The organism is Methylophaga sp., assembly GCF_030651745.1.
Genome location: NZ_JAUSCC010000041.1, coordinates 1 through 19,077 on the forward strand (window position 1 = coordinate 1; position 19,077 = coordinate 19,077).

The window sequence follows — 19,077 nt, forward strand, 5'->3', positions numbered from 1 at the left end:
GTGTACTCCCACGCTATCTTTTTAACCCAGATTTCGCTTTAACCTGTGTTAAGGAGCTTTTTTTATAATCGTCCTATCGTGTAATTCCCATCAACTTTAACAAGGACATACCATGATTAGTTGGGCGTTAACGTTTTTAATTGTCGCAATCATTGCTGGTGCTTTAGGTTTAACGGGTGTTGCTGGGACAGCAAGCAGTATCGCCTGGATTTTATTTATTGTGGGTTTGGTGCTCGCACTGATATTTTTTATTACCGGCCGCAGACCCCCTCTTTAAAATAAATAAGTGCTAAAGACTAAACACTATAAATTAACAATAATTTAAAAATGATGAGCCCATGGGCTTATTCCGTTTTTGCTTCAAAATGAAAATGAAATAACTTTCACCCCAATCATTTATATTATTTTTGGCGGGTTCCGCTCAAATATAGTTTAAATGGTTACCTTTGACACTGTCCGATTATCGGGTGGTGTCTTTTTTTGGGTGGCTTTATTTATTAGATTGACTTCGGATTTTTCCGGGGTATATTCCATCATCATCGCAATTTCTTTGTGGATATTTAAGGGACGCTTATGAGTTCAACTTTGCCTGACAGTTGTATTGTTCATCAATTTTCAAAGTTTGCCGATCTTAATGAACATGAAATCAACCTATTGAAGGCATTGGAAAAAGACCCTCGCGATTATGAGGCTGATCAGCCCATGGCCATTGAAGGCGGAAAAGCGGAACGCTTTTTCACACTTCAGTCTGGTTGGGCTTGCGCAACTCGAACCCTTGCTGATGGTCAGCGCCAGGTGCTGGATATTTTTCTGCCCGGTCAAATCCTCGGGCTGCGAGAAATCAGTTTTGATCGAAATCTTTCCGAGTTTCGAACATTGACTGAGGTAAAGGCCTGCCCATTTCCCCGGCAACGTCTGACGGAAATCTTTGATCAGGCCCCCCGTTTAACGGATCTATTCTTTTTAATTCTTGCTCGTGAGCAGTCTATGCTTATTGAACGGGTAATTAACATTGGTCGTCGTAGTGCAGTGGAAAGACTGGCCCACTTTATTGTGGAAATGAAAGTCAGACTGAACGTTGATACTGACAATTTTGTACTGCCAATGAATCAAACCATTATTGGTGACACATTAAGTTTATCTTCAGTGCATGTCAGCCGAACCTTTAAAGTACTGCGCGACCAAGGTTTGCTTGAATCCAATAATGGCGACATCCATATCCTTGATCTGGATGGCTTGATTGAAATATCCGGGTTTGACCGGAATTATCTAGACAGTCACTCTAACTGGGCCAGACAAGACTAATCTCAATCAGCTGCTTTTTCTATTCGACTAACATCCTGTTTGCAATCAATATCCATCAACACGCCTTGATGATCGGTATCAATTTTTTGGATTTTTTCAACATCCCGCTGCAATAGTTTTTTGGCACCGGAATCACCCTCCAGTGCCAATAACTCATCTTTATACTGACGATTAAACCCAACCGGATGGCCTCGCTGGCCATCAAAATAAGGGGCAGTAATCAGGACACCCGACTTTACATGCTGATAAACCTGGTTCAGCACTGCATCTGGGATTAATGGCATATCCGCCAAGCCTATTATCCAGCCACTCGCTAGCAGATTAGCCTTAATAGCCGCGCTGAGACTATGTCCCATTCCCAAAGCAGCATTTTGACATTCGATCAGGTTAATTTTTTTATGCTGCGTGCTGGCTAAATCGAGCACGGTTTGCCTTAATTGAGGTGTATCAGCACGAATAACAACCGTTAATTCATCAAACAGCGAAAACCACGATAGTAGCGTGTGGTGAATCAGCGGCCGATATTCTCCATCAATGGTTAACTCATAAAGCAATTTGTCCGAGCCAAAGCGGGAAGACATACCCGCGGCTAAAAGGATCCCCGCCGGATTAGACATAATAGAAATTCAGCTGCAAACCGATTGAATTTCAACCACAGCGCTCACATTCTTCACCAGATGAATTCGTCTTAACGCTATCAGTTCGGCCAAGATGGCAATGGCAATTTCCGGCGGTGTACGACTGCCAATCGGCAAGCCGACTGGGCCATGTAAACGCTCAATCTCTGTCTCAGATAAATCAAACATCGCCAAGCGTTTGCGTCGATTGGCATTGTTTTTTTTGCTGCCTAATGCGCCGACATAAAACGCTGCAGATTTAAGGGCTTCCAATAAAGCCATATCATCCAGTTTCGGATCGTGAGTCAATGCCACAATAGCCGTGTGGGCATCTGGTTGCATCGCCAACACGGCATCATCCGGCATCATATTGAGTAGCTCGACGTTTGGCACATCCCAGCTTTCACTCATGGCATCACGCGGTTCACACACTGAGACTTGATAGTCCAGTGCTTGTGCCATATTCGCCAGATACCCAGAAGTCTGCCCGGCGCCGATAATCAATAAACGCCATCTCGGACCATACACAACTGAAAGTTGCTGATCAGAGAGTTGTATCGTCGGATCAGTGACTTTGGCATCACTGCACCGGATTTGTAATGAAGCAAAGTCCAAATCACGTTTTATCAGATGATGACCGTTAATCGCATTGAGTATTTCATCAACCCAAACAGTATTTTTGACCGGCTCAATCACCAATTCCAGCGTGCCTCCACACGGCAAATTGAACCGTTGTGCTTCTTCACGAGTTACTCCGTAAACCATTAATTTCGCCTGCTGGTTCGGTAACTCACCTGACTGGGCTTTCTCCACCAAATCATCTTCAATACAGCCACCGGATACCGAGCCCACCAATACCCCATCTTCTCTCAGAACTAATAATGCACCCGGCTGACGTGGGCTGGAACCGAAGGTTTTCACCACGGTAACCAGCCACACGTTCAAATCGGCTTCCAACCATTTCTGCAAGGTTTTAAAAACCGATAAATCGACACTGTCCATTTTCAGCTTTCCAATTGATAACGGATGGGCAAGTCACGAATACGTTTGCCTGTTGCAGCGAAAATGGCATTACACAATGCCGGTGCAATCGGTGGCAAACCGGGTTCGCCTACGCCGCCTAATGGCGTGTCGAAATCTTCCGATGGTAACAAGTGCACATGAATTTCACGGGGAGACTCATTCATTCGGGTGACTTGATAACTGTCAAAGTTATCTTCTTGCACTGCCCCATCTTTAAAACTGATTTCTCCGACCATCGCCAGGCTAACGCCCATAATGCAGGCACCTTCCATTTGCGACCGGATCCGCTCTGGATTTACTTGCGGACCACAATCCACAGCAATATCAATTCTAGGAATGCTTAAGTCACCATCTTCAGAGACTTCAACTTCAACAATTGCCGCGGTGTAAGTCACAAAGCTGTAATGAGCTGCAAGACCCAAGCCCCTGCCAGCCGGTAAATCACGTCCCCAGTTGGCTTTTTCGCAAACAGTTTCTATCACCCGGCGTAATCGGCCAGTATCCAGTGGATAATCTTCCGGTGACTCGCCATGATTCCATTCATCTTTCAGCTCAATCGGATTAATTTTTCTGGCTGGTCCAATCAGTTCCAGCAAAAAGGCTTTGTGATCCTGCTCTAATTCATTGGCCATTTCAGCGATAAACGATTGGATCGCAAAGGCTCGGGGAATGTTAGCTACCGAACGAAACCAGCCAATACGGGTATGAGCTTTAGCAGCAGGATTTTCCAGTTGAATATTGTCGATAGCAAAGGGAATATTCATTACCCCCATGCCCAGCTCGATCGGCATTTGATGCTCTGAAGAGGCATCAAAAGTTGATGATATCGAAGGAGCAACAGTGCGATGCAGCCAAGCCGTGGTTTTGCCATCGGCATTAACTGCTGCTTCAAGATGCTCAATGGAAACGGTATGCAGATAACCATTATGTAAATCGTCTTCACGACTCCAGGTTACCTGAACCGCTCGTCCATCCATTGCTTTGGATAGTAAAGCGGCTTCGACCAGATAGTCGGGTTTGGATTTACGTCCGAAACCTCCGCCCAATAATGTGACATGGACAGTGACATCATCTGAAGACATATCCAGCCATTTGGCAACCGTATCTCTGCCAGCCTGTGCTGCCTGTGTCGGCGCCCAGACTTCACATTTACCATCTTGAATTCGAGCAGTGGCAACCGGCGGTTCCATCGGTGCCTGTGATAAATGCGGGATGTAATAATCTGCCTTAAAGGTTTTGTCCGCTGTTTCCAGGGCAGTAGTGACATCACCACTACTGCGCAACACTTTGCCACCAGGTTTTGAAGCAGCTTCCTGCATTTGCTGACGATATTCGTCAGAGTTGTAACTGGCATTTTCGCCGTGATCCCACTCAATTTTCAGTTTTTCACGACCTTGCATTGCTGCCCAGGTGTTTTCGGCAATAACGGCCACACCACCTAAAGGATTGAATATAGCGGGCGGTGGACTGCCTTCCAGGGTGACGACTTTAATCACGCCCGGCACTTTCAGCGTCTCACTATCATCAAACGATTTAACTTTGCCGCCGTAGACGGGTGGACGAGCAATGACAGCATGCGCCATGCCATCTAATTGAATATCTATGCCGTAAACCGCTTTGCCGGTGACAATGTTCTCACCGTCAATTAATTTGGTGGTTTGTTTGCCGATATAGCGAAATTGATCCGAGGTTTTTAACTGCAATTTTTCACGTTCCGGTACATCCAATGCCGAAGCGGCTTTTGCTAACTCACCATAACCCATTGTTTTGCCAGACGAACGGTGTTTGATTTGATGATTTTCAGCAAACACTTCATCAACACTTACACCCCAATGTGCCGCAGCGGCGGCCTCCAGCATCATTCTGGCAGCGGCACCCACATTACGCATCGGCATAAAGAAATGTCTTAAACTGCGTGAGCCATCAGTATCCTGATTGCCATAACGTTCTTCATCACCGGGAGCCTGGATGACTTTTACTCGGTCCCAATCTGCTTCCAGTTCGTCAGCAACTACCATCGGTAAACTGGTTCGAACGCCTTGCCCCATCTCTGACCGATGACTGACAATGGTCACTGTTCCGTCTTCAGCAATCGCCACGAATATAAGTGGATTATCCACCCAACCATTAGGCATGGCATCACGACCATATTTAGGTGCTTCTTCGTCTTCTGCAAAACTGGCAAACGGCATACCAACGGCTAACACGAAACCGGTTAACGCAAAACCTTTTAATAGGTTTCGGCGACTGATATTGGTGATTTCGGTTTGCAGGCTTTCATTTTTAAGTGGCTTATTCATTGTGCATCTCCACTTTTCGTTGCTGCCAGTTTTATAGCATCACGGATGCGGTTATAGGTGCCACAGCGACAGATATTGCCACTCATTGCATTATCAATATCAGCATCACTGGGGTTGGCATTGTCACGCAACAAAGCTGTGGCGGAAACAACCTGACCTGACTGACAATAACCACATTGCGGTACACCCAGCTCTACCCATGCCTGTTGAATAGCGCGACCGATTTTATCTTCACTGACTGCTTCTATCGTTGTGATCTGTTTATCTTTCGCTGCACTGATTGGGGTGGAGCATGAGCGGATAGGTTGCCCATCCAGCATCACGGTGCAAGCGCCACACAATGCTTTACCACAACCAAATTTAGTACCGGTCAAACCCAGCACATCTCGTAAGGTCCAAAGAATTGGCATTTCTTCAGGCAAATTGACTTCATGACTTGCGCCATTGATCGATAATTTCATCGTGCTGTTCCTGTGTGATCTAAAACTGAAAGACCTGCTTCGGCCCATTTCTAGCTGATAACGCTATCAGCTAAAGATTATCGTTTGATTAAGGACATTTTCATTGCACAAAAAATGTCTATGACATTAGCTATATTTTTCTAAGCTAAGATTTATTCACTATTGATTCAACCATGCCGTTCACAATTCGTGCAGCAGCTTCTGTTTTGGTACCTCTGAAAGTAGAGACCAAAAGCTTGGCTTCATTGTAAGCCGTCTCGATTTCCTGGCGGAACAATTCTCGAAACCGTTTACCCCCCATAACAAACGATCCATGTTGTTGGGTAATTTGCTCAAAAATCTGGCTTTCCGTGGCGTTATGATTTTGTACTATGAGCTGTCCTGCCAAACGACTGAACACCGGAACTGCCATCACAAAAGTAATCAGCTTGTTTACTTCACGAGGATTGCGTTGTTTCCAGTATTGCGCGTAAGAGGAAATCTTGCGAAAGGTTCGCCAATCAACGTCTGACAGCTGACTTATTGGTCCGGAGGGCTGTGCGCCATTGAACAGATGCTCCAGATCCACACAGAACGCATGATAATCCGGTAATGCCGCGAAGGCTAATTGTGTAGCAATATTCGCTATATCCGCTTCCAACTCTTCGCGCGGCGCTAATGTTCTGTCAAAAAAAATGACTGCCGAGTGATATTGCATGGTTTGGCTATCCTGCCAAAAGCGAATCGCTTTCAACTTCGGATGAAACTCTGCAATAACGGCTACCGATGCAAACAGTTGATCTAATGTATCCATATCACCCAATCATCGACCGAGATAATGCTATCAATACGCTGTGGGACAGAAAATGGCAAAAAATGTTCAGACTGGTTGATTCCGCCCATAAAAAAACCCGGCATCTCTACCGGGTTTTTTATACGTTAACCGAACATACTAATTAATTCAAAACCTTTAATGCAGCTTCGTAATCAGGTTCATCCGCAGTCTCTGCAACCTGCTCGGTATAAATGACTTTGCCATTTTCATCGATAACAACAACTGCCCGAGATAATAAACCTTTCAATGGACCGGTTTTGGCTGTCACGCCGTAGTCTTCACCAAAGCTTGAACGAAATGCTGAACCTACCTCAACATTTTTCAGTCCTTCGGCGCCACAAAAACGCGCCAAGGCAAAAGGTAGATCTTTTGATATACAAATCACCGAAGTGTTGTCCATTTCGGTCGCTTTTTTATTGAACTGACGAACTGACATTGCACAGGTATCGGTATCAATAGAAGGGAAAATGTTTAATACAATGCGGCCTTTTATATCCGACAAGTTCAAATCTGATAAATCATCTTTGACCACCGAAAAGCCAGGCGCTGTATCACCCACTTTTGGCAAATTGCCGACCGTTTCAAAAGCATTACCTTTCAACGTTACTGTTGCCATGTTATTTCTCCATAATTAATTTTCAAACAGACCAGCGAGCCTACACGCAGATAAACAGAAGTCAAATTCACTCAGGTCGCTGCTAACAAATTTTTTTCATTTCACTGCTTAATTTTAAGGTCAGAAAAGTGGCTGAAATCAACCACTCAAACCATCATCAAAATTTATTACCATATAAATATCAATGCTTTAGATGTTTATGGAAATTTATTTAATCTGGAACTCATCGTGATAAAAACCATCTTCATAGTAGGATAACATCCCAAAACTTACCTTAATCTTAATTAATAGCAAATTAAAGGTGTGAGAATGACAGATAATTTACGCAATAGTCGTGAACGTTATGGCAAGGTTGCCCAATGGCTGCATTGGATTATGGCGTTCTTGATTTTAGCAACCTATATCGCCATCTATTACCGGGCATGGTTTACTGAACCGAGAACTCCACCAAGTTCGATGGCATTACAGATCCACATGTCGTTAGGATTTTATTTATTCACTTTTATTGTTCTCAGATTGATTTGGAAACTAATGAATAACAGTCCCGATCCTGTCGCTGGGCCAACCTGGCAGCAAGTTTCGGCGCTTTGGACGCATAGATTGTTTTATGTATTACTGCTATTGATGCCCATCACCGGGTATATCTTTGCCGGTCTTGGCAATGAGTTTTTCTACAACACTCCAATAGCTTTTGAATTACTGCCAAAATTTTCCGATACTCAAGTATTCCAGACCATTGTGGTAAATGGTTTTGGCATTTCAGAGGAAGCCTGGCGTGATGCGAGAACACCATTTAAAGATTTTCATGTAATTGTTGGCGGTATCGTATTGGTGGCGCTGTTTGCTTTACATATCGGTGCGGCGCTTTATCATCAATATGTTTTACGTGACGGCACCTTGCATAGAATGACGCGCCAAGACTAAATTTGATTTTTCATTCGCCACCATAAAACGGTGGCGAATGACTTCAAGCAAAATATTGTTTAATCCTGATTCATCAAAACCATCAATACTTTAAATTTACAAATCCGTGAAATCCCTAACTTAAACAATAAGATACCAGCCGTAGAGTGATTCCTATAACGGCGGGCAAAATTCCCGTAGCAGTCTGGTGTATAGTCAAAAAATCTTATTTATGATGACTTCGGGAGGCAATAACTATGGCCAGTGTACTGAAAACCACTCATCACGGCGGCTGTCCACATGATTGTCCTGACACCTGTTCGATGGTCTACGAAGTCGAAAATGGTCAGTTAATCTCCGTCCGAGGCAATCCAGATCATCCTATGACGCGAGGCGGTTTATGCGTCAAACTCAAAGACTACGAAAAACGTCATTATCATCCCGAACGTGTTTTATATCCCATGCGTCGAGTTGGTCCGAAAGGTAGCGGCCAATTTGAGCAGATCAGTTGGGATGATGCACTGACTGAAATCACCGATCGTTGGAAAGCCATAATTGATGAATATGGTCCCCAGGCCATTATTCCTTACAGTTATCTTGGTAACCAAGGACTGGTTCACGGCCTGAATGGTGGCGATGCCTTTTTTAACAAAATGGGCGCAACGGTTTGTGAACGTACCTTCTGTGGTGAAGGCTCCTGTACAGCTTGGCTGTTAACTGTTGGGCCAACGGCTGGCGTCGATCCAGAAAGTTTTATCCACTCTAAATACATCATCATCTGGGGTTGTAACTCTGTCAGTACCAATCTGCATCACTGGCATATTGTTAAAGAAGCTCAGAAACGTGGTGCCAAAGTCGTGGTTATTGATCCGTATAAATCCAAAACTGCTAAAGAAGCGGATTGGCATATCAGTCCTCGACCAGGAACTGATGGTGCATTGGCGATGGCGATGATGCATACCATCATTGAAGAAGGCTTGGTCGATCAGGACTATGTCGATAGCTATACCATCGGTTATACAGAGCTGGCAGAACGTGCAAAACAACGAACACCTGAGTGGGCAGAAGAAATAACCGGAGTAAGCGCTCACAACATTCGACAGCTTGCACGGGAATTTGCTACCACTCAACCGGCTGCTATCCGCCTAGGTGTCGCCTTGGAACGTAATTATGGTGGCGGCCAAGCCATTCGTGCAATTAGCTGTTTGCCCGCATTGGTTGGGGCTTGGCGACATGTTGGCGGCGGTGCATTGCAGTTTCCGGTATGGGAACATCCTTATAAATTTGATGTTATCTGTCGTCCTGATTTGATCCCAGAAGGTACAAGGGTCATTAATGCGATCCAGATTGGTCGGGCTTTAACTAATGAAATGAATCTGGATATTCCGATCAAATCCATGATGTGCTGGAATGCCAACCCGGTAACTCAGGCAGCTGAAACAGACAAGATTGTGGCCGGACTGATGCGTGAAGATCTATTTCTGGTTTCAGCTGAACATTTTCTGTCCGATACCGCTTCCTTTGCCGACATTGTATTACCGGCTTCAATGGGCGCCGAACTGGAAGATATGGTGTTGTCCTGGGGACATCTCTATCTCACCTATAATGCAAAATGTGTGGACTCACCGGGCGAAGCCTTACCTAACAACGAAATCTTCCGTCGTCTTGCCGCGAAAATGGGCTATGAAGAAGAAAACTTCAAATGGACTGACAGTGAATGTCTGGAAAACTATGTGGACTGGGACTCTCCAGCCTGTGACGGCATCGATTTAGCCTATCTGCGTGAACATGGTTTCGCACGGCTTAATGTCGGCACAAAAGATAATCGTGCACCGCACAAAGCCGGAAATTTTCCAACAGCTACAGGTAAATGTCATTTCCGAATTGATGATGCAACCAATTTTGTGGCCGGCCCATTCAGACAAATGTATGACGGTTTTCAGCCAGGTGAGCCGCTTGATAGCCTGCCAGACTATCTTGCATCTAGAGAAACACCTCAGACCAACCCGGAGCTAGCGAAACGTTTCCCGTTGAATATCATTTCCCCGAAAAGCCATGGCTTTTTGAACTCCTGTTACGCCAATATGGACAACAAGCTCAAAGCTCAAGGCGACCAGTTTGTCATGATCAGTGCTGCCGATGCTGATCTACGGCAGATCCAGCACGGTGATGATGTTCGGGTATTTAACGATCGTGGAGGCTTTGATGCCAAGGCGCAGATCACTACCGATGTGGGCCCAGGTATTGTAGTGGCAACGTTGGGATACTGGCGTCAGCGTAATAATGGCACGGTGAACTGCGTCAGTTCAGCAGAGTTTGTTGATATGGGACATGCCCCTACTTTCACCGATAATCTGGTTCAGGTAGAGCGGCTGAGATAAGGTAAAGCAAATAAAGGGCGGATATTTGGTTATCCGCCCTTTTTATTGTGTAGTGTCACTTATTCCTGGCTGGCAACTGTTAATGCTTCTTCACGTTGCTCTATAGCCATTGTTTCCAGCAATTTGCCCATTGTCTGCATCAACCAATAACAGGCATAGATACGGTCATAATATGCGTCGGTATAGGCAATACCCGCGCTTAACAACTCGTTCTCACTATCGAGTAAGTCCAGTAATGTGCGTTGACCAATACGAAACTGAGCTGCGTAAGCTTCTCGGGTTTTTTGAGCGGCTTCAACGCGTTTTTCCAGACCCGGTAAACGGCTTTCTGTATTTTCCAGCGCATTCCAGGCTAAGCGAACATCCAGCTCTATTTCCCGTTGTGCAAGATTAATCAGTTCTTTTTGCTGTTCACTTAAATGTTCAATTTGTTCAATCCGGGCTTTATCTGCCCCGCCGTTCAGCAAGTTATATTGCAGTCGGAACATCGCATAGAGGCCTTTAGTATGGCCTGATTCGCCATCAAGATTATTATTGGCCGAGGCACCTAAATCCAGATCTACACGCGGATGGAAAGCTGATTTTGCCGCATTTTCCTGTGCCAACGATGCTTCGTGGTTAGCCAATGCCGTTCGCAGGGTAGGATGCTGGTTATAGGCAATTTTAACGGCATCATCCAATGTTGCCGGAGCATTATTACAGCAATCATCACCTGGATTCGTGATGTTTTCCGGCATAATGCCAACTACCCGCTGGAAATTGGTTCTGGCATCTTCAACATTTCCGATCTGTGACTCAAGATTGGATTGCGACAAAGCTAAACGTGCCTGCGCCTGCTCCACATCTGCGCGGCGACCAACACCACTATCAGAGCGTTGTTCTATTTGGGAAAAAATAGTTTGGTGTGATTCCAAATTGGCTTCAGTCAACGTTAAAAGATCTTGACGACGCAACACATCCAGATACGCACCAATCGCTTGTAAACTTCTGCGCTCGGAAATATCAGTGACTGCATAACCGGCAGAGTCAGCAGAAGCTGTAGTGCGGTCGACTTCGCTTTTGGTATAAAACCCATCGTAGAGCATTTGCTTGGCTGTAATACTGGCTTCGCCACGCGTCAGGGTTTCACTGCCAGGGCGTGTTGCAGGGTTCTTGGTATATTCACGACCATAGCCAAGATTCAGATCAGCTCGAGGAGCATATCCTGCGCGTGCTTGATCAATCGTTTTGTCTACACTAAGGCGTCGATTGGCTTCGGCAAGGATTTCAGGGTTGCTTTGAATCGTTTGCTCGACGGCTTGAACCAAAGTCTGCGCCATAACGGGGGAATGAAAAGCCGTTATGCCTGTAAATATAGAAGTGCAAAGCGCCAATAATTTAAATTTTTTGTTCATCTGTCTCACACTCCATCAGCGAACGTCTATTTCAACACGTCGATTTCTTACTTCAGCAACTTCATCGGCAGTCTCGATTAACAGCTCTGATTCGCCCATACCTTTGGTGGTAATAATATTTTCGGGAACGCCACGACGAATAAGTTCCAGACGAACCCGTTCAGCCCGACGCTCTGACAAACCAATATTATATTCTTCAGAGCCCATAGTATCAGTATGTCCAACAACTATCGCCTCAGCAATTTGCCGGGCCTTTATTTCATCAAATACTTTTTGAGCTGCCACTTCCGATTCAGGTGTGAATCTCTCGGTATCAAAGATGAAATATAAACGCGCACGATATGGCTCTGGTGGTAAGGCTGCGATTGCTGGCTCCATTTCCGGTTCCGGCTCTACCGGTCTTGCACAGAATGGTGATTCACCCTCAGCTAATTCAACGGGTGCCTCAATTTGCTCTCGCATCTCAGAAATTGGTGTCTTAGGCCCAAATGTATTGACCGCGCTGCTATAACCACTACAACCAGAAACTGCCGTAGCAATTATTAATAAGGATAAGATTCGGAATATATTTGTCAGCATCATGGCGCTTCTTTAATAAGTGGATCGACTTTAACCGATAATGTTGAACAGGTAGCTGTCAGCGTTGACGTCGGAGTATGCACTTTAACGGATTGCGGATCTTTTGCGGCTAACTTTCCACCGACTACCGCCAGAGTGCCATTTTTTACAGATAAATCAGCTCTTCCTAATTGAGTCTTACTATCATATTGATAATCATCAATTGAAAAACTTGTGTCTGGACCGGCGCCGATACGGGTATCGTCACTAAACAAAATACCAACGCTACTGTTGTTTTGGGTTTGCAACTTGTCCGCAATATAGACTTCGTCACCTAAGGCCAAGTTGATCAACTCGCCTGCACGATCCAACTGCACATTTCCGAGCATTGTTTTTACAACACCCGCATTTTGCGCAAAGATTGCTGTGGGGAACAGCATGGCTAATGGAAACAGCGCCAGGACTAATTTTTTAAATAATCTATTTTTCATAACCATCCATTGGTTAAACCAGCCGACTATGATTTTCAGGCCTTATTTTCATTAAGAGCCTTACCGCCATGATTATAAGGTCATTTTGTCAACATAGAACCATCGGCATTACATTAAAACATGAGTTAAACGCAATCGCCACAATCAATGTGAACTCTGTCACATTTTTTTCAGCTTGACCATCCTTATACACAAAAAAGCCATCGCTCTAAACTGTGAAGCAAAGACCTTGCTTTGCACGAACCCTGAAATAGTTGTGCCGGTTTGACTGTTAGCAAAATTATCGGCATAAATAGAGTCAGGGTGAAGTAAAAACAATAAAAAATGTCGTTTCAACGGATTGTGTTGATTATTTTCAATAATCCAACATCCTCCAGCGCGATTAGGATTGGGCAACCGCCCCGATCTTTTCAAAATCATTTATTTAAGGAAACCCGCATGAAACTTATAGCAGCATTTTTATCTTTGTTTTTTATCCTTGGTTTAACAGCCTGTAACACTATTGAAGGTGCCGGTAGAGATGTAGAGGCGGCCGGTAGTGCAGTAGAAGAATCTGCACGAGAAAATAAAAACTACTAATTTTTAGGCGATTAAATTACGTCTGTTTCAACTTTAGCGAGATAAAAAGCCCTGCTGATGTTCTTAAGCAGGGCTTTTTTTATGATGCTTGTCGTTTAATGTTTCAGAATCACGTACAAGGCGTGAATAATGCCGGGAATGAACCCCAACAAGGTGAGCAGGATACTTAACCAAAAATGCCCTTTAAACCCTACCTCCATAAACACACCCAAAGGTGGAAATAAAATAGCGAATAGAATTTTGATTGGATCTGTTGCGGTAAAAGCCACGGTAACCACCTTTTATTTCGTTATATAGTTTTATGTTACACAGCATCATTATTAGCCATCGCTCAATCTTATTCTTTAACCTGTGTTTACTCTGGAAAATCACCTAGAACTTTTACGTGTTTATTCAGCTCAATTAATCAGCTTTATCGTTCTGATAACTCTAAATTGTAGGAAATAAAATGGATAAACCAGAAAAACATCAACATCCCCAATTAGATGATGAAATGCTGGAGTTGGCTCAACAGCTGTTTGAGCTGGTTCGACAGGGTGATACAGAAGCGTTAATTAAACCGTTGGAAATGGGCCTGATACCAAATGTTCGCGATAGTAACGGCAACAGCCTGCTAATGCTATCGGCATACAACGGCCATGAAGAAATGACCAGATTGTTATTAAAGCACGGAGCTGATCCTGAACTACCCAACTTACGTCATCAAACACCGCTGGCTGGTGTGGCTTTTAAAGGCTATACCACCATCGCTCAAATTCTTATAGAGCATGGTGCCAACGTTAATGCAGCAACACCAGACGGCAAAACCCCACTTATGTTTGCAGCCATGTTTAATCAAATTGAGGTTTTACAACTGCTTCTGGATAACGGAGCCGATCCAGATATATCCGCTGATGACGGTATGACAGCGCTTAAACTTGCACAAAATATGAATGCGAATGAAACCGCTAATTTGCTGCAAGCAAACTAAAAACTGTGTTTTATGAAATGAAGATGGATATAAAAGCTCCCGCAAATTCCCCGCTTGCAAAAAAAAACGGTCAGCTGAACTTCAGCTAACCGCTTGATTTAATTGGTGGGCCCACCAGGACTCGAACCTGGGACCAAGGGATTATGAGTCCCCTGCTCTAACCAACTGAGCTATAGGCCCGATTTTGTAATCAGCTGTCGGAATCGAGGAAGCTTCTCAGTTGATCCGAACGTGATGGGTGACGCAGTTTACGTAAGGCTTTTGCTTCGATCTGACGAATACGCTCACGGGTAACATCGAATTGTTTACCGACTTCTTCCAGCGTGTGGTCGGTATTCATATCGATACCAAAACGCATACGAAGTACTTTGGCTTCCCGCTCAGTCAGGCCATTCAGAACGCCCTGAGTGGCTTCTCTTAGGCCTTCGATAATTGCCGAGTCTGCTGGTGACATAACGTTGATATCTTCAACGAAATCGCCCAGATGTGAATCTTCATCATCACCGATTGGTGTTTCCATGGAAATCGGTTCTTTAGAGATCTTCAGCACTTTACGTACTTTGTCTTCCGGCATTTCCACGCGTTCTGCCAATTCGTCCGGAGTGGGTTCACGGCCCATCTCCTGAAGCATTTGACGGGCAACACGATTGAGTTTGTTGATGGTTTCAATCATATGTACCGGTATACGAATGGTACGTGCCTGATCAGCAATTGAACGGGTAATGGCCTGACGAATCCACCATGTTGCATAAGTCGAGAATTTGTAACCGCGCTGATATTCGAATTTATCAACGGCTTTCATCAAACCAATGTTGCCTTCTTGGATTAGATCCAGGAATTGCAGGCCACGGTTGGTGTATTTTTTGGCAATCGAGATAACCAGACGCAGGTTGGCTTCCACCATTTCTTTTTTGGCACGGCGTGCTTTGGCTTCAGCAATCGACATTTGACGGCTGATTTCTTTGATATCAGAAATTTCTAGACCACGATCATTGGCAATTTCTGCCAATTTGCTTTGCGCGGCCAGAATATCATCCAGGTTTTTCTTGATGGTAGATGAATAGTGTTTTTTGGCACGAATAAATTTATCTGACCATTCAAGATTGCTTTCATTACCCTGGAATGCATCAATGAAGTCGCGGCGATTCATGCCTGCCTGCTCGACGACGATATCCATAATAATTTTTTCTTGTTTACGAACTTCTGCAATGGTTTCTGCCATCAGTTCGTTTAAAAACGTCAGTGTTTTTGGTGTGAGTTTGAATTCCATAAACAGGTTACTGGCCTGTTCACGGGCTTCAACCATGGCATCACCTTGTGTTGCCAGGACATTTTTATATGCTTCACGTAATGCGGTGAAACGAGTGCGAGCTTCTTCCGGATCAATTTCACCGGAATCGTCTTCGTCATCACTTACACTTACAACATCGTCATCATCATCGTCACTGTCGCTATCGTCAGTGTCGGCGCTACTGGTCAGATCATCATCGTCTTCTTCGCTGGCAATCAGTTCTTCTGGCGCGATAAAACCACGGATCAGCTCATTAAGGCGCATTTCGCCTGCTTCCACAGCATCATAGAATTCGAGGAAAGATGAAATAACCGGCGGATAAGTAGACAGCATCAACAGGCTTTCGCGCAGGCCAGCTTCAATGCGTTTAGCAATGACGATCTCGCCTTCGCGAGTCAATAATTCAACTGAGCCCATTTCACGCATGTACATGCGCACAGGGTCTGTAGTACGTCCGAACTCACCATCAGAGCTCGCCAGAACGGCTGCGGCTTCTTCATCAGAGACTTCGTCATTAGATGAAACAGCCTCGGCAAGGCGTTCCATCTCATCGGTATCCATGCCATCTTCATGGACCATGATACCCAAGTCACTGAACATACTGACAATGTCTTCGACCTGATCCGCATCGACCAAATCTTCTGGAAGGTGGTCATTGATCTCACCGTAAGTAAGATAACCGCGCTCCTTGCCCAGAGCGATAAGTTCTTTAACGCGTGATTGCTGATCTTTCATTCGGCCTCTTTATGCATGGTGACGCTGTTTTTGGCGGTAACACTATATTATAGTGAAAGCACTTCGTTATTGCATCATTTTTGATTACAAAACACCTACTTATAGGAGTTAATTTCAATTCTTTCAGACTCTGTTAATTCACTGAGTCCTTTATTTATCAAATAAGTATAGCGTTCATCTCTTGCTTGCTTGTTTAGACGGGTCACAATCCCAATGAGTTCATGCTCCAGTTGTTCTGGCGACAAATTCAATGGTTGCATCGCGAGCTTTTCCATATAAGGAGCTTGTTGGGTGTCTCGCCAACGCTCCAACAGCTGTGCGGTTTTAAGATGGGGATGCTCACGCATGGTTTCAAGTAGCTGAATTAAAATCGCTAAGCCCGGCATATCCAGCAGACTTAATTTATCTGTATCCGGAACGGCTTCATGCAGTTGCGGATGTTGCAACAGAATCATCACGGCCATGCGCACCGGGGTCATATTGGCCATGGCATTTTGTTTAACGCTTTTAGCTCGTGGTGGCGCTGCTGGCTTTTCCAGATGTTTATTTAACGTGGCAATATTGGTCTTGGCATGGTCTGCCAGCTGCTGCTCCAGCATATCCCGGTATAAACCAGCTGGAATATGCCGTAGATAGGGTTTGGCAATTTCAACCAGCCTGGCACGGCCATCCATTGATTGACTATCCACTCGCGAAAGCAATGTAGCAAAGAAAAATTCGGAATAACTTTGTGCCTGATTCACTAACTGCTGAAATGCCTCAGCCCCCTGCTCTCTTACCATGGTGTCAGGATCCTGACCTTCCGGCAGAAACATAAATTTCAATTCAAAGTTGCCGCCAAGGATCGGTAAAGCGTTTTCTGCTGCTCGCCAAGCCGCCTCTTTACCTGCACGATCGCCATCAAAACAAAAAACAATTTCCGGCGCGCTACGCGTCAATAGCCGCAAATGTTCGGATGTTGTCGCCGTTCCCAATGTTGCCACGGCATTGTTAATTCCAAACTGCGCCAGGGCGATGACATCCATATACCCTTCAACTATCAGGATCTTTTCCAATCGACGATTGGCTTTACGGGCCTGATACAGGCCATAAAGCTCCTGGCCTTTATGAAAAATGGGGGTTTCGGGTGAGTTCAGATATTTTGGCGTGCCATCAGCATCTATAACGCGTCCACCAAAGGCGATAACACGGCCACGACGGTCACGGATAGGAAACATCAAACGATCACGAAAACGATCGTAGGTGCGACCCTTGTCATTTTTGATCAGCATTCCGGCTTCGAACAGTTGATCCTGGTTTTGCTGATTATTGCCAAAAGTGCGTAAAACGTTGTCCCAACCGTCCGGTGCCATTCCAATATCAAAAGCGGCTACGGTTTCGGGACTGAGACCACGTTGTTGAATATAGTCCTGAAAGGGTTGGCGCTGTGGATGGTTTTGCAGCTGATGTACGTAATAACGACTGACCTTATCCATCAGGTCGTAAAGATTTTGTCTGGCAGGAGTCAGGGAAGCTTGTTGTGTTACCGGTACCTGCATACCAACGTTATCAGCCAATTCCTGGATAGCTTCAGGAAAGCTGAGCTGATCGTATTCCATCAAGAAGCCGATCGCCGTTCCATGCGCACCACAGCCAAAACAATGATAAAACTGTTTATCAGGGCTGACGGTAAATGACGGGGTTTTCTCGTTGTGAAAAGGACAACAGGCGTGAAGATTTTTACCTGCTTTTTTCAGCGGTACACGCGCATCGATAATATCAACGATATCGACTCGTGAGAGCAATTCGTCAATAAATTGTGGAGGGATTTGTCCGGCCATAAATCAATTATGGCCGAAGTCTGTCATGAATGTTAACCACGTCTGAAAAAAGACCTGGCATGCTGGCTTAGGAACTGAGCGCGGCCTTAACTTGGCTGCTTACTGCGCCCATATCAGCGCGTCCCTGAACTTTTGGACGCAACACATTCATCACCGCACCCATGTCTTTCTGGCTGCTAGCGCCTGTCTCTTTAATTGCATCAGCAATCGCTGCCTGCAATTCTGCTTCACTCAAAGCTGTTGGCAAAAACTCTTCGATAATGGCCAACTCAGCTTTTTCGATGACCGCCAAGTCATCACGGCCAGCCTGCTCAAATTGCGACAAGGCATCTTTACGCTGCTTAGTCATTTTGGTCAGCACAACGATAATGTCATCGTCTGACATATCCTGGCGATTATCGACTTCAACTTGCTTGATGGCAGCGGTGATTTGGCGCAATGTACCGAGACGATCTCTGTCTTTGGCGCGCATTGCGTCTTTTACGCTATCTTGAATTCGAGTTTTAAGCGGACTGGCTTCTTGAGGCATTAGAATGAGATTCTAATCAGCAATTAGTACATGCGAACGCGGCTAGCGTTTTCACGAGACAGTTTCTTTTGGTGACGTTTAACAGCGGCAGCTGCAGCACGTTTACGAACCGTAGTTGGTTTTTCGTAAGCTTCGCGAGCACGAGCTTCAGCAACCGTACCGGCTTTTTCACAAGCACGTTTGAAACGACGTAAAGCTACGTCAAATGGTTCGTTTTCTTTAACCTTAACAGATGGCATTCAATACATTCCTAAACAGACAATGACGGAAAAGCCCTTAATTGTACGAGA

At 45.0% G+C, this 19,077-nt stretch carries 21 protein-coding genes and 1 tRNA gene; 6 read left to right on the forward strand and 16 right to left on the reverse strand.

Going from position 1 to position 19,077, the window contains the following annotated elements; all coding sequences use genetic code 11:
• Positions 1-112: 112 nt before the first annotated feature.
• Complete coding sequence (locus Q7V21_RS04395) at positions 113-277, forward strand: DUF1328 domain-containing protein (protein ID WP_304916115.1); 165 nt, start codon at positions 113-115, stop codon at positions 275-277.
• 296 nt (positions 278-573) lie between these two features.
• The gene (locus Q7V21_RS04400; RefSeq protein WP_304916116.1) at positions 574-1,305 is read left to right on the forward strand and encodes a Crp/Fnr family transcriptional regulator; all 732 of its coding nucleotides are present in this window, start codon (positions 574-576) and stop codon (positions 1,303-1,305) included.
• Positions 1,306-1,307: 2 nt separating this feature from the next.
• Here Q7V21_RS04400 and Q7V21_RS04405 read toward each other — a convergent pair whose 3' ends face one another.
• The 6 genes from Q7V21_RS04405 to tpx form a co-directional block, all read right to left on the reverse strand.
• Positions 1,308-1,922, reverse strand: coding sequence for a nucleotidyltransferase family protein (locus Q7V21_RS04405; RefSeq protein ID WP_304916117.1), 615 nt, complete (start codon positions 1,920-1,922; stop codon positions 1,308-1,310).
• Positions 1,923-1,931: 9 nt separating this feature from the next.
• Positions 1,932-2,924, reverse strand: coding sequence for an XdhC family protein (locus tag Q7V21_RS04410; protein ID WP_304916118.1), 993 nt, complete (start codon positions 2,922-2,924; stop codon positions 1,932-1,934).
• Positions 2,925-2,926: 2 nt separating this feature from the next.
• Positions 2,927-5,245, reverse strand: coding sequence for a xanthine dehydrogenase family protein molybdopterin-binding subunit (locus Q7V21_RS04415; RefSeq protein WP_304916119.1), 2,319 nt, complete (start codon positions 5,243-5,245; stop codon positions 2,927-2,929).
• Positions 5,242-5,706 carry a (2Fe-2S)-binding protein gene (locus Q7V21_RS04420; RefSeq protein WP_304916120.1) on the reverse strand — a complete coding sequence of 155 codons (465 nt, stop codon included), beginning with the start codon at positions 5,704-5,706 and terminating at the stop codon, positions 5,242-5,244. The genes Q7V21_RS04415 and Q7V21_RS04420 overlap by 4 nt, the downstream gene beginning before the upstream one ends.
• A gap of 145 nt (positions 5,707-5,851) precedes the next feature.
• Positions 5,852-6,499: a hypothetical protein gene (locus tag Q7V21_RS04425; RefSeq protein WP_304916121.1), complete on the reverse strand. Its 648-nt coding sequence runs from the start codon at positions 6,497-6,499 to the stop codon at positions 5,852-5,854.
• A 142-nt stretch (positions 6,500-6,641) separates the two neighbouring features.
• The gene (gene tpx / locus Q7V21_RS04430) at positions 6,642-7,136 is read right to left on the reverse strand and encodes a thiol peroxidase (RefSeq protein WP_304916122.1); all 495 of its coding nucleotides are present in this window, start codon (positions 7,134-7,136) and stop codon (positions 6,642-6,644) included.
• A 309-nt stretch (positions 7,137-7,445) separates the two neighbouring features.
• On the opposite strand from tpx, the gene Q7V21_RS04435 reads away from it, so the two are divergent.
• On the forward strand, positions 7,446-8,060 hold the full coding sequence (locus tag Q7V21_RS04435; protein WP_304916123.1) for a cytochrome b: 615 nt from the start codon (positions 7,446-7,448) through the stop codon (positions 8,058-8,060).
• A gap of 236 nt (positions 8,061-8,296) precedes the next feature.
• Complete coding sequence (locus Q7V21_RS04440) at positions 8,297-10,420, forward strand: molybdopterin-dependent oxidoreductase (protein ID WP_304916124.1); 2,124 nt, start codon at positions 8,297-8,299, stop codon at positions 10,418-10,420.
• A gap of 59 nt (positions 10,421-10,479) precedes the next feature.
• On the opposite strand, the gene Q7V21_RS04445 is transcribed toward Q7V21_RS04440, so the two are convergent.
• From Q7V21_RS04445 to Q7V21_RS04460, 4 genes are all read right to left on the reverse strand, one after another.
• On the reverse strand, positions 10,480-11,814 hold the full coding sequence (locus Q7V21_RS04445) for a TolC family outer membrane protein (RefSeq protein ID WP_304916125.1): 1,335 nt from the start codon (positions 11,812-11,814) through the stop codon (positions 10,480-10,482).
• 15 nt (positions 11,815-11,829) lie between these two features.
• Positions 11,830-12,396, reverse strand: a complete 567-nt coding sequence (locus tag Q7V21_RS04450; RefSeq protein WP_304916126.1) for an OmpA family protein — start codon at positions 12,394-12,396, stop codon at positions 11,830-11,832.
• The gene (locus Q7V21_RS04455) at positions 12,393-12,863 is read right to left on the reverse strand and encodes a FecR domain-containing protein (protein ID WP_304916127.1); all 471 of its coding nucleotides are present in this window, start codon (positions 12,861-12,863) and stop codon (positions 12,393-12,395) included. The genes Q7V21_RS04450 and Q7V21_RS04455 overlap by 4 nt, the downstream gene beginning before the upstream one ends.
• Before the next feature lie 159 nt (positions 12,864-13,022).
• Complete coding sequence (locus tag Q7V21_RS04460; protein WP_304916128.1) at positions 13,023-13,283, reverse strand: hypothetical protein; 261 nt, start codon at positions 13,281-13,283, stop codon at positions 13,023-13,025.
• Between the two features lie 18 nt (positions 13,284-13,301).
• On the opposite strand from Q7V21_RS04460, the gene Q7V21_RS04465 reads away from it, so the two are divergent.
• A complete protein-coding gene (locus tag Q7V21_RS04465) occupies positions 13,302-13,442 on the forward strand; it encodes an entericidin A/B family lipoprotein (protein ID WP_304916129.1) in 141 nt (46 codons plus the stop codon).
• A 95-nt stretch (positions 13,443-13,537) separates the two neighbouring features.
• Here Q7V21_RS04465 and Q7V21_RS04470 read toward each other — a convergent pair whose 3' ends face one another.
• Positions 13,538-13,711, reverse strand: a complete 174-nt coding sequence (locus tag Q7V21_RS04470) for a YqaE/Pmp3 family membrane protein (protein WP_304916130.1) — start codon at positions 13,709-13,711, stop codon at positions 13,538-13,540.
• Positions 13,712-13,890: 179 nt separating this feature from the next.
• Here Q7V21_RS04470 and Q7V21_RS04475 point away from each other — a divergent pair, with 179 nt between their 5' ends.
• Entirely contained in the window at positions 13,891-14,412 is a 522-nt protein-coding gene (locus tag Q7V21_RS04475; protein ID WP_304916131.1) for an ankyrin repeat domain-containing protein, read from the forward strand.
• 103 nt (positions 14,413-14,515) lie between these two features.
• On the opposite strand, the gene Q7V21_RS04480 is transcribed toward Q7V21_RS04475, so the two are convergent.
• From Q7V21_RS04480 to rpsU, 5 genes are all read right to left on the reverse strand, one after another.
• Positions 14,516-14,592, reverse strand: a tRNA-Ile gene (locus Q7V21_RS04480).
• 10 nt (positions 14,593-14,602) lie between these two features.
• Complete coding sequence (rpoD, locus tag Q7V21_RS04485) at positions 14,603-16,438, reverse strand: RNA polymerase sigma factor RpoD (protein WP_304916132.1); 1,836 nt, start codon at positions 16,436-16,438, stop codon at positions 14,603-14,605.
• Between the two features lie 95 nt (positions 16,439-16,533).
• Positions 16,534-18,258: a DNA primase gene (dnaG, locus tag Q7V21_RS04490; RefSeq protein ID WP_304916133.1), complete on the reverse strand. Its 1,725-nt coding sequence runs from the start codon at positions 18,256-18,258 to the stop codon at positions 16,534-16,536.
• Between the two features lie 67 nt (positions 18,259-18,325).
• On the reverse strand, positions 18,326-18,787 hold the full coding sequence (locus tag Q7V21_RS04495) for a GatB/YqeY domain-containing protein (protein ID WP_304916134.1): 462 nt from the start codon (positions 18,785-18,787) through the stop codon (positions 18,326-18,328).
• A 23-nt stretch (positions 18,788-18,810) separates the two neighbouring features.
• Positions 18,811-19,026, reverse strand: coding sequence for a 30S ribosomal protein S21 (rpsU, locus tag Q7V21_RS04500; RefSeq protein ID WP_014705573.1), 216 nt, complete (start codon positions 19,024-19,026; stop codon positions 18,811-18,813).
• Positions 19,027-19,077 lie beyond the last annotated feature (51 nt).

Coding starts and splice junctions, on each gene's coding strand:
- rpoD (WP_304916132.1), bottom strand. CDS start 16,438: ATGAAAGATCAGCAATCACGCGTTAAAGAACTTATCGCTCTGGGCAAG.
- Q7V21_RS04395 (WP_304916115.1), top strand. CDS start 113: ATGATTAGTTGGGCGTTAACGTTTTTAATTGTCGCAATCATTGCTGGT.
- Q7V21_RS04440 (WP_304916124.1), top strand. CDS start 8,297: ATGGCCAGTGTACTGAAAACCACTCATCACGGCGGCTGTCCACATGAT.
- Q7V21_RS04420 (WP_304916120.1), bottom strand. CDS start 5,706: ATGAAATTATCGATCAATGGCGCAAGTCATGAAGTCAATTTGCCTGAA.
- Q7V21_RS04425 (WP_304916121.1), bottom strand. CDS start 6,499: ATGGATACATTAGATCAACTGTTTGCATCGGTAGCCGTTATTGCAGAG.
- Q7V21_RS04455 (WP_304916127.1), bottom strand. CDS start 12,863: ATGAAAAATAGATTATTTAAAAAATTAGTCCTGGCGCTGTTTCCATTA.
- Q7V21_RS04410 (WP_304916118.1), bottom strand. CDS start 2,924: ATGGACAGTGTCGATTTATCGGTTTTTAAAACCTTGCAGAAATGGTTG.
- rpsU (WP_014705573.1), bottom strand. CDS start 19,026: ATGCCATCTGTTAAGGTTAAAGAAAACGAACCATTTGACGTAGCTTTA.
- Q7V21_RS04435 (WP_304916123.1), top strand. CDS start 7,446: ATGACAGATAATTTACGCAATAGTCGTGAACGTTATGGCAAGGTTGCC.
- Q7V21_RS04415 (WP_304916119.1), bottom strand. CDS start 5,245: ATGAATAAGCCACTTAAAAATGAAAGCCTGCAAACCGAAATCACCAAT.
- Q7V21_RS04465 (WP_304916129.1), top strand. CDS start 13,302: ATGAAACTTATAGCAGCATTTTTATCTTTGTTTTTTATCCTTGGTTTA.
- tpx (WP_304916122.1), bottom strand. CDS start 7,136: ATGGCAACAGTAACGTTGAAAGGTAATGCTTTTGAAACGGTCGGCAAT.
- Q7V21_RS04475 (WP_304916131.1), top strand. CDS start 13,891: ATGGATAAACCAGAAAAACATCAACATCCCCAATTAGATGATGAAATG.
- Q7V21_RS04405 (WP_304916117.1), bottom strand. CDS start 1,922: ATGTCTAATCCGGCGGGGATCCTTTTAGCCGCGGGTATGTCTTCCCGC.
- dnaG (WP_304916133.1), bottom strand. CDS start 18,258: ATGGCCGGACAAATCCCTCCACAATTTATTGACGAATTGCTCTCACGA.
- Q7V21_RS04445 (WP_304916125.1), bottom strand. CDS start 11,814: ATGAACAAAAAATTTAAATTATTGGCGCTTTGCACTTCTATATTTACA.
- Q7V21_RS04495 (WP_304916134.1), bottom strand. CDS start 18,787: ATGCCTCAAGAAGCCAGTCCGCTTAAAACTCGAATTCAAGATAGCGTA.
- Q7V21_RS04460 (WP_304916128.1), bottom strand. CDS start 13,283: ATGATTTTGAAAAGATCGGGGCGGTTGCCCAATCCTAATCGCGCTGGA.
- Q7V21_RS04400 (WP_304916116.1), top strand. CDS start 574: ATGAGTTCAACTTTGCCTGACAGTTGTATTGTTCATCAATTTTCAAAG.
- Q7V21_RS04450 (WP_304916126.1), bottom strand. CDS start 12,396: ATGATGCTGACAAATATATTCCGAATCTTATCCTTATTAATAATTGCT.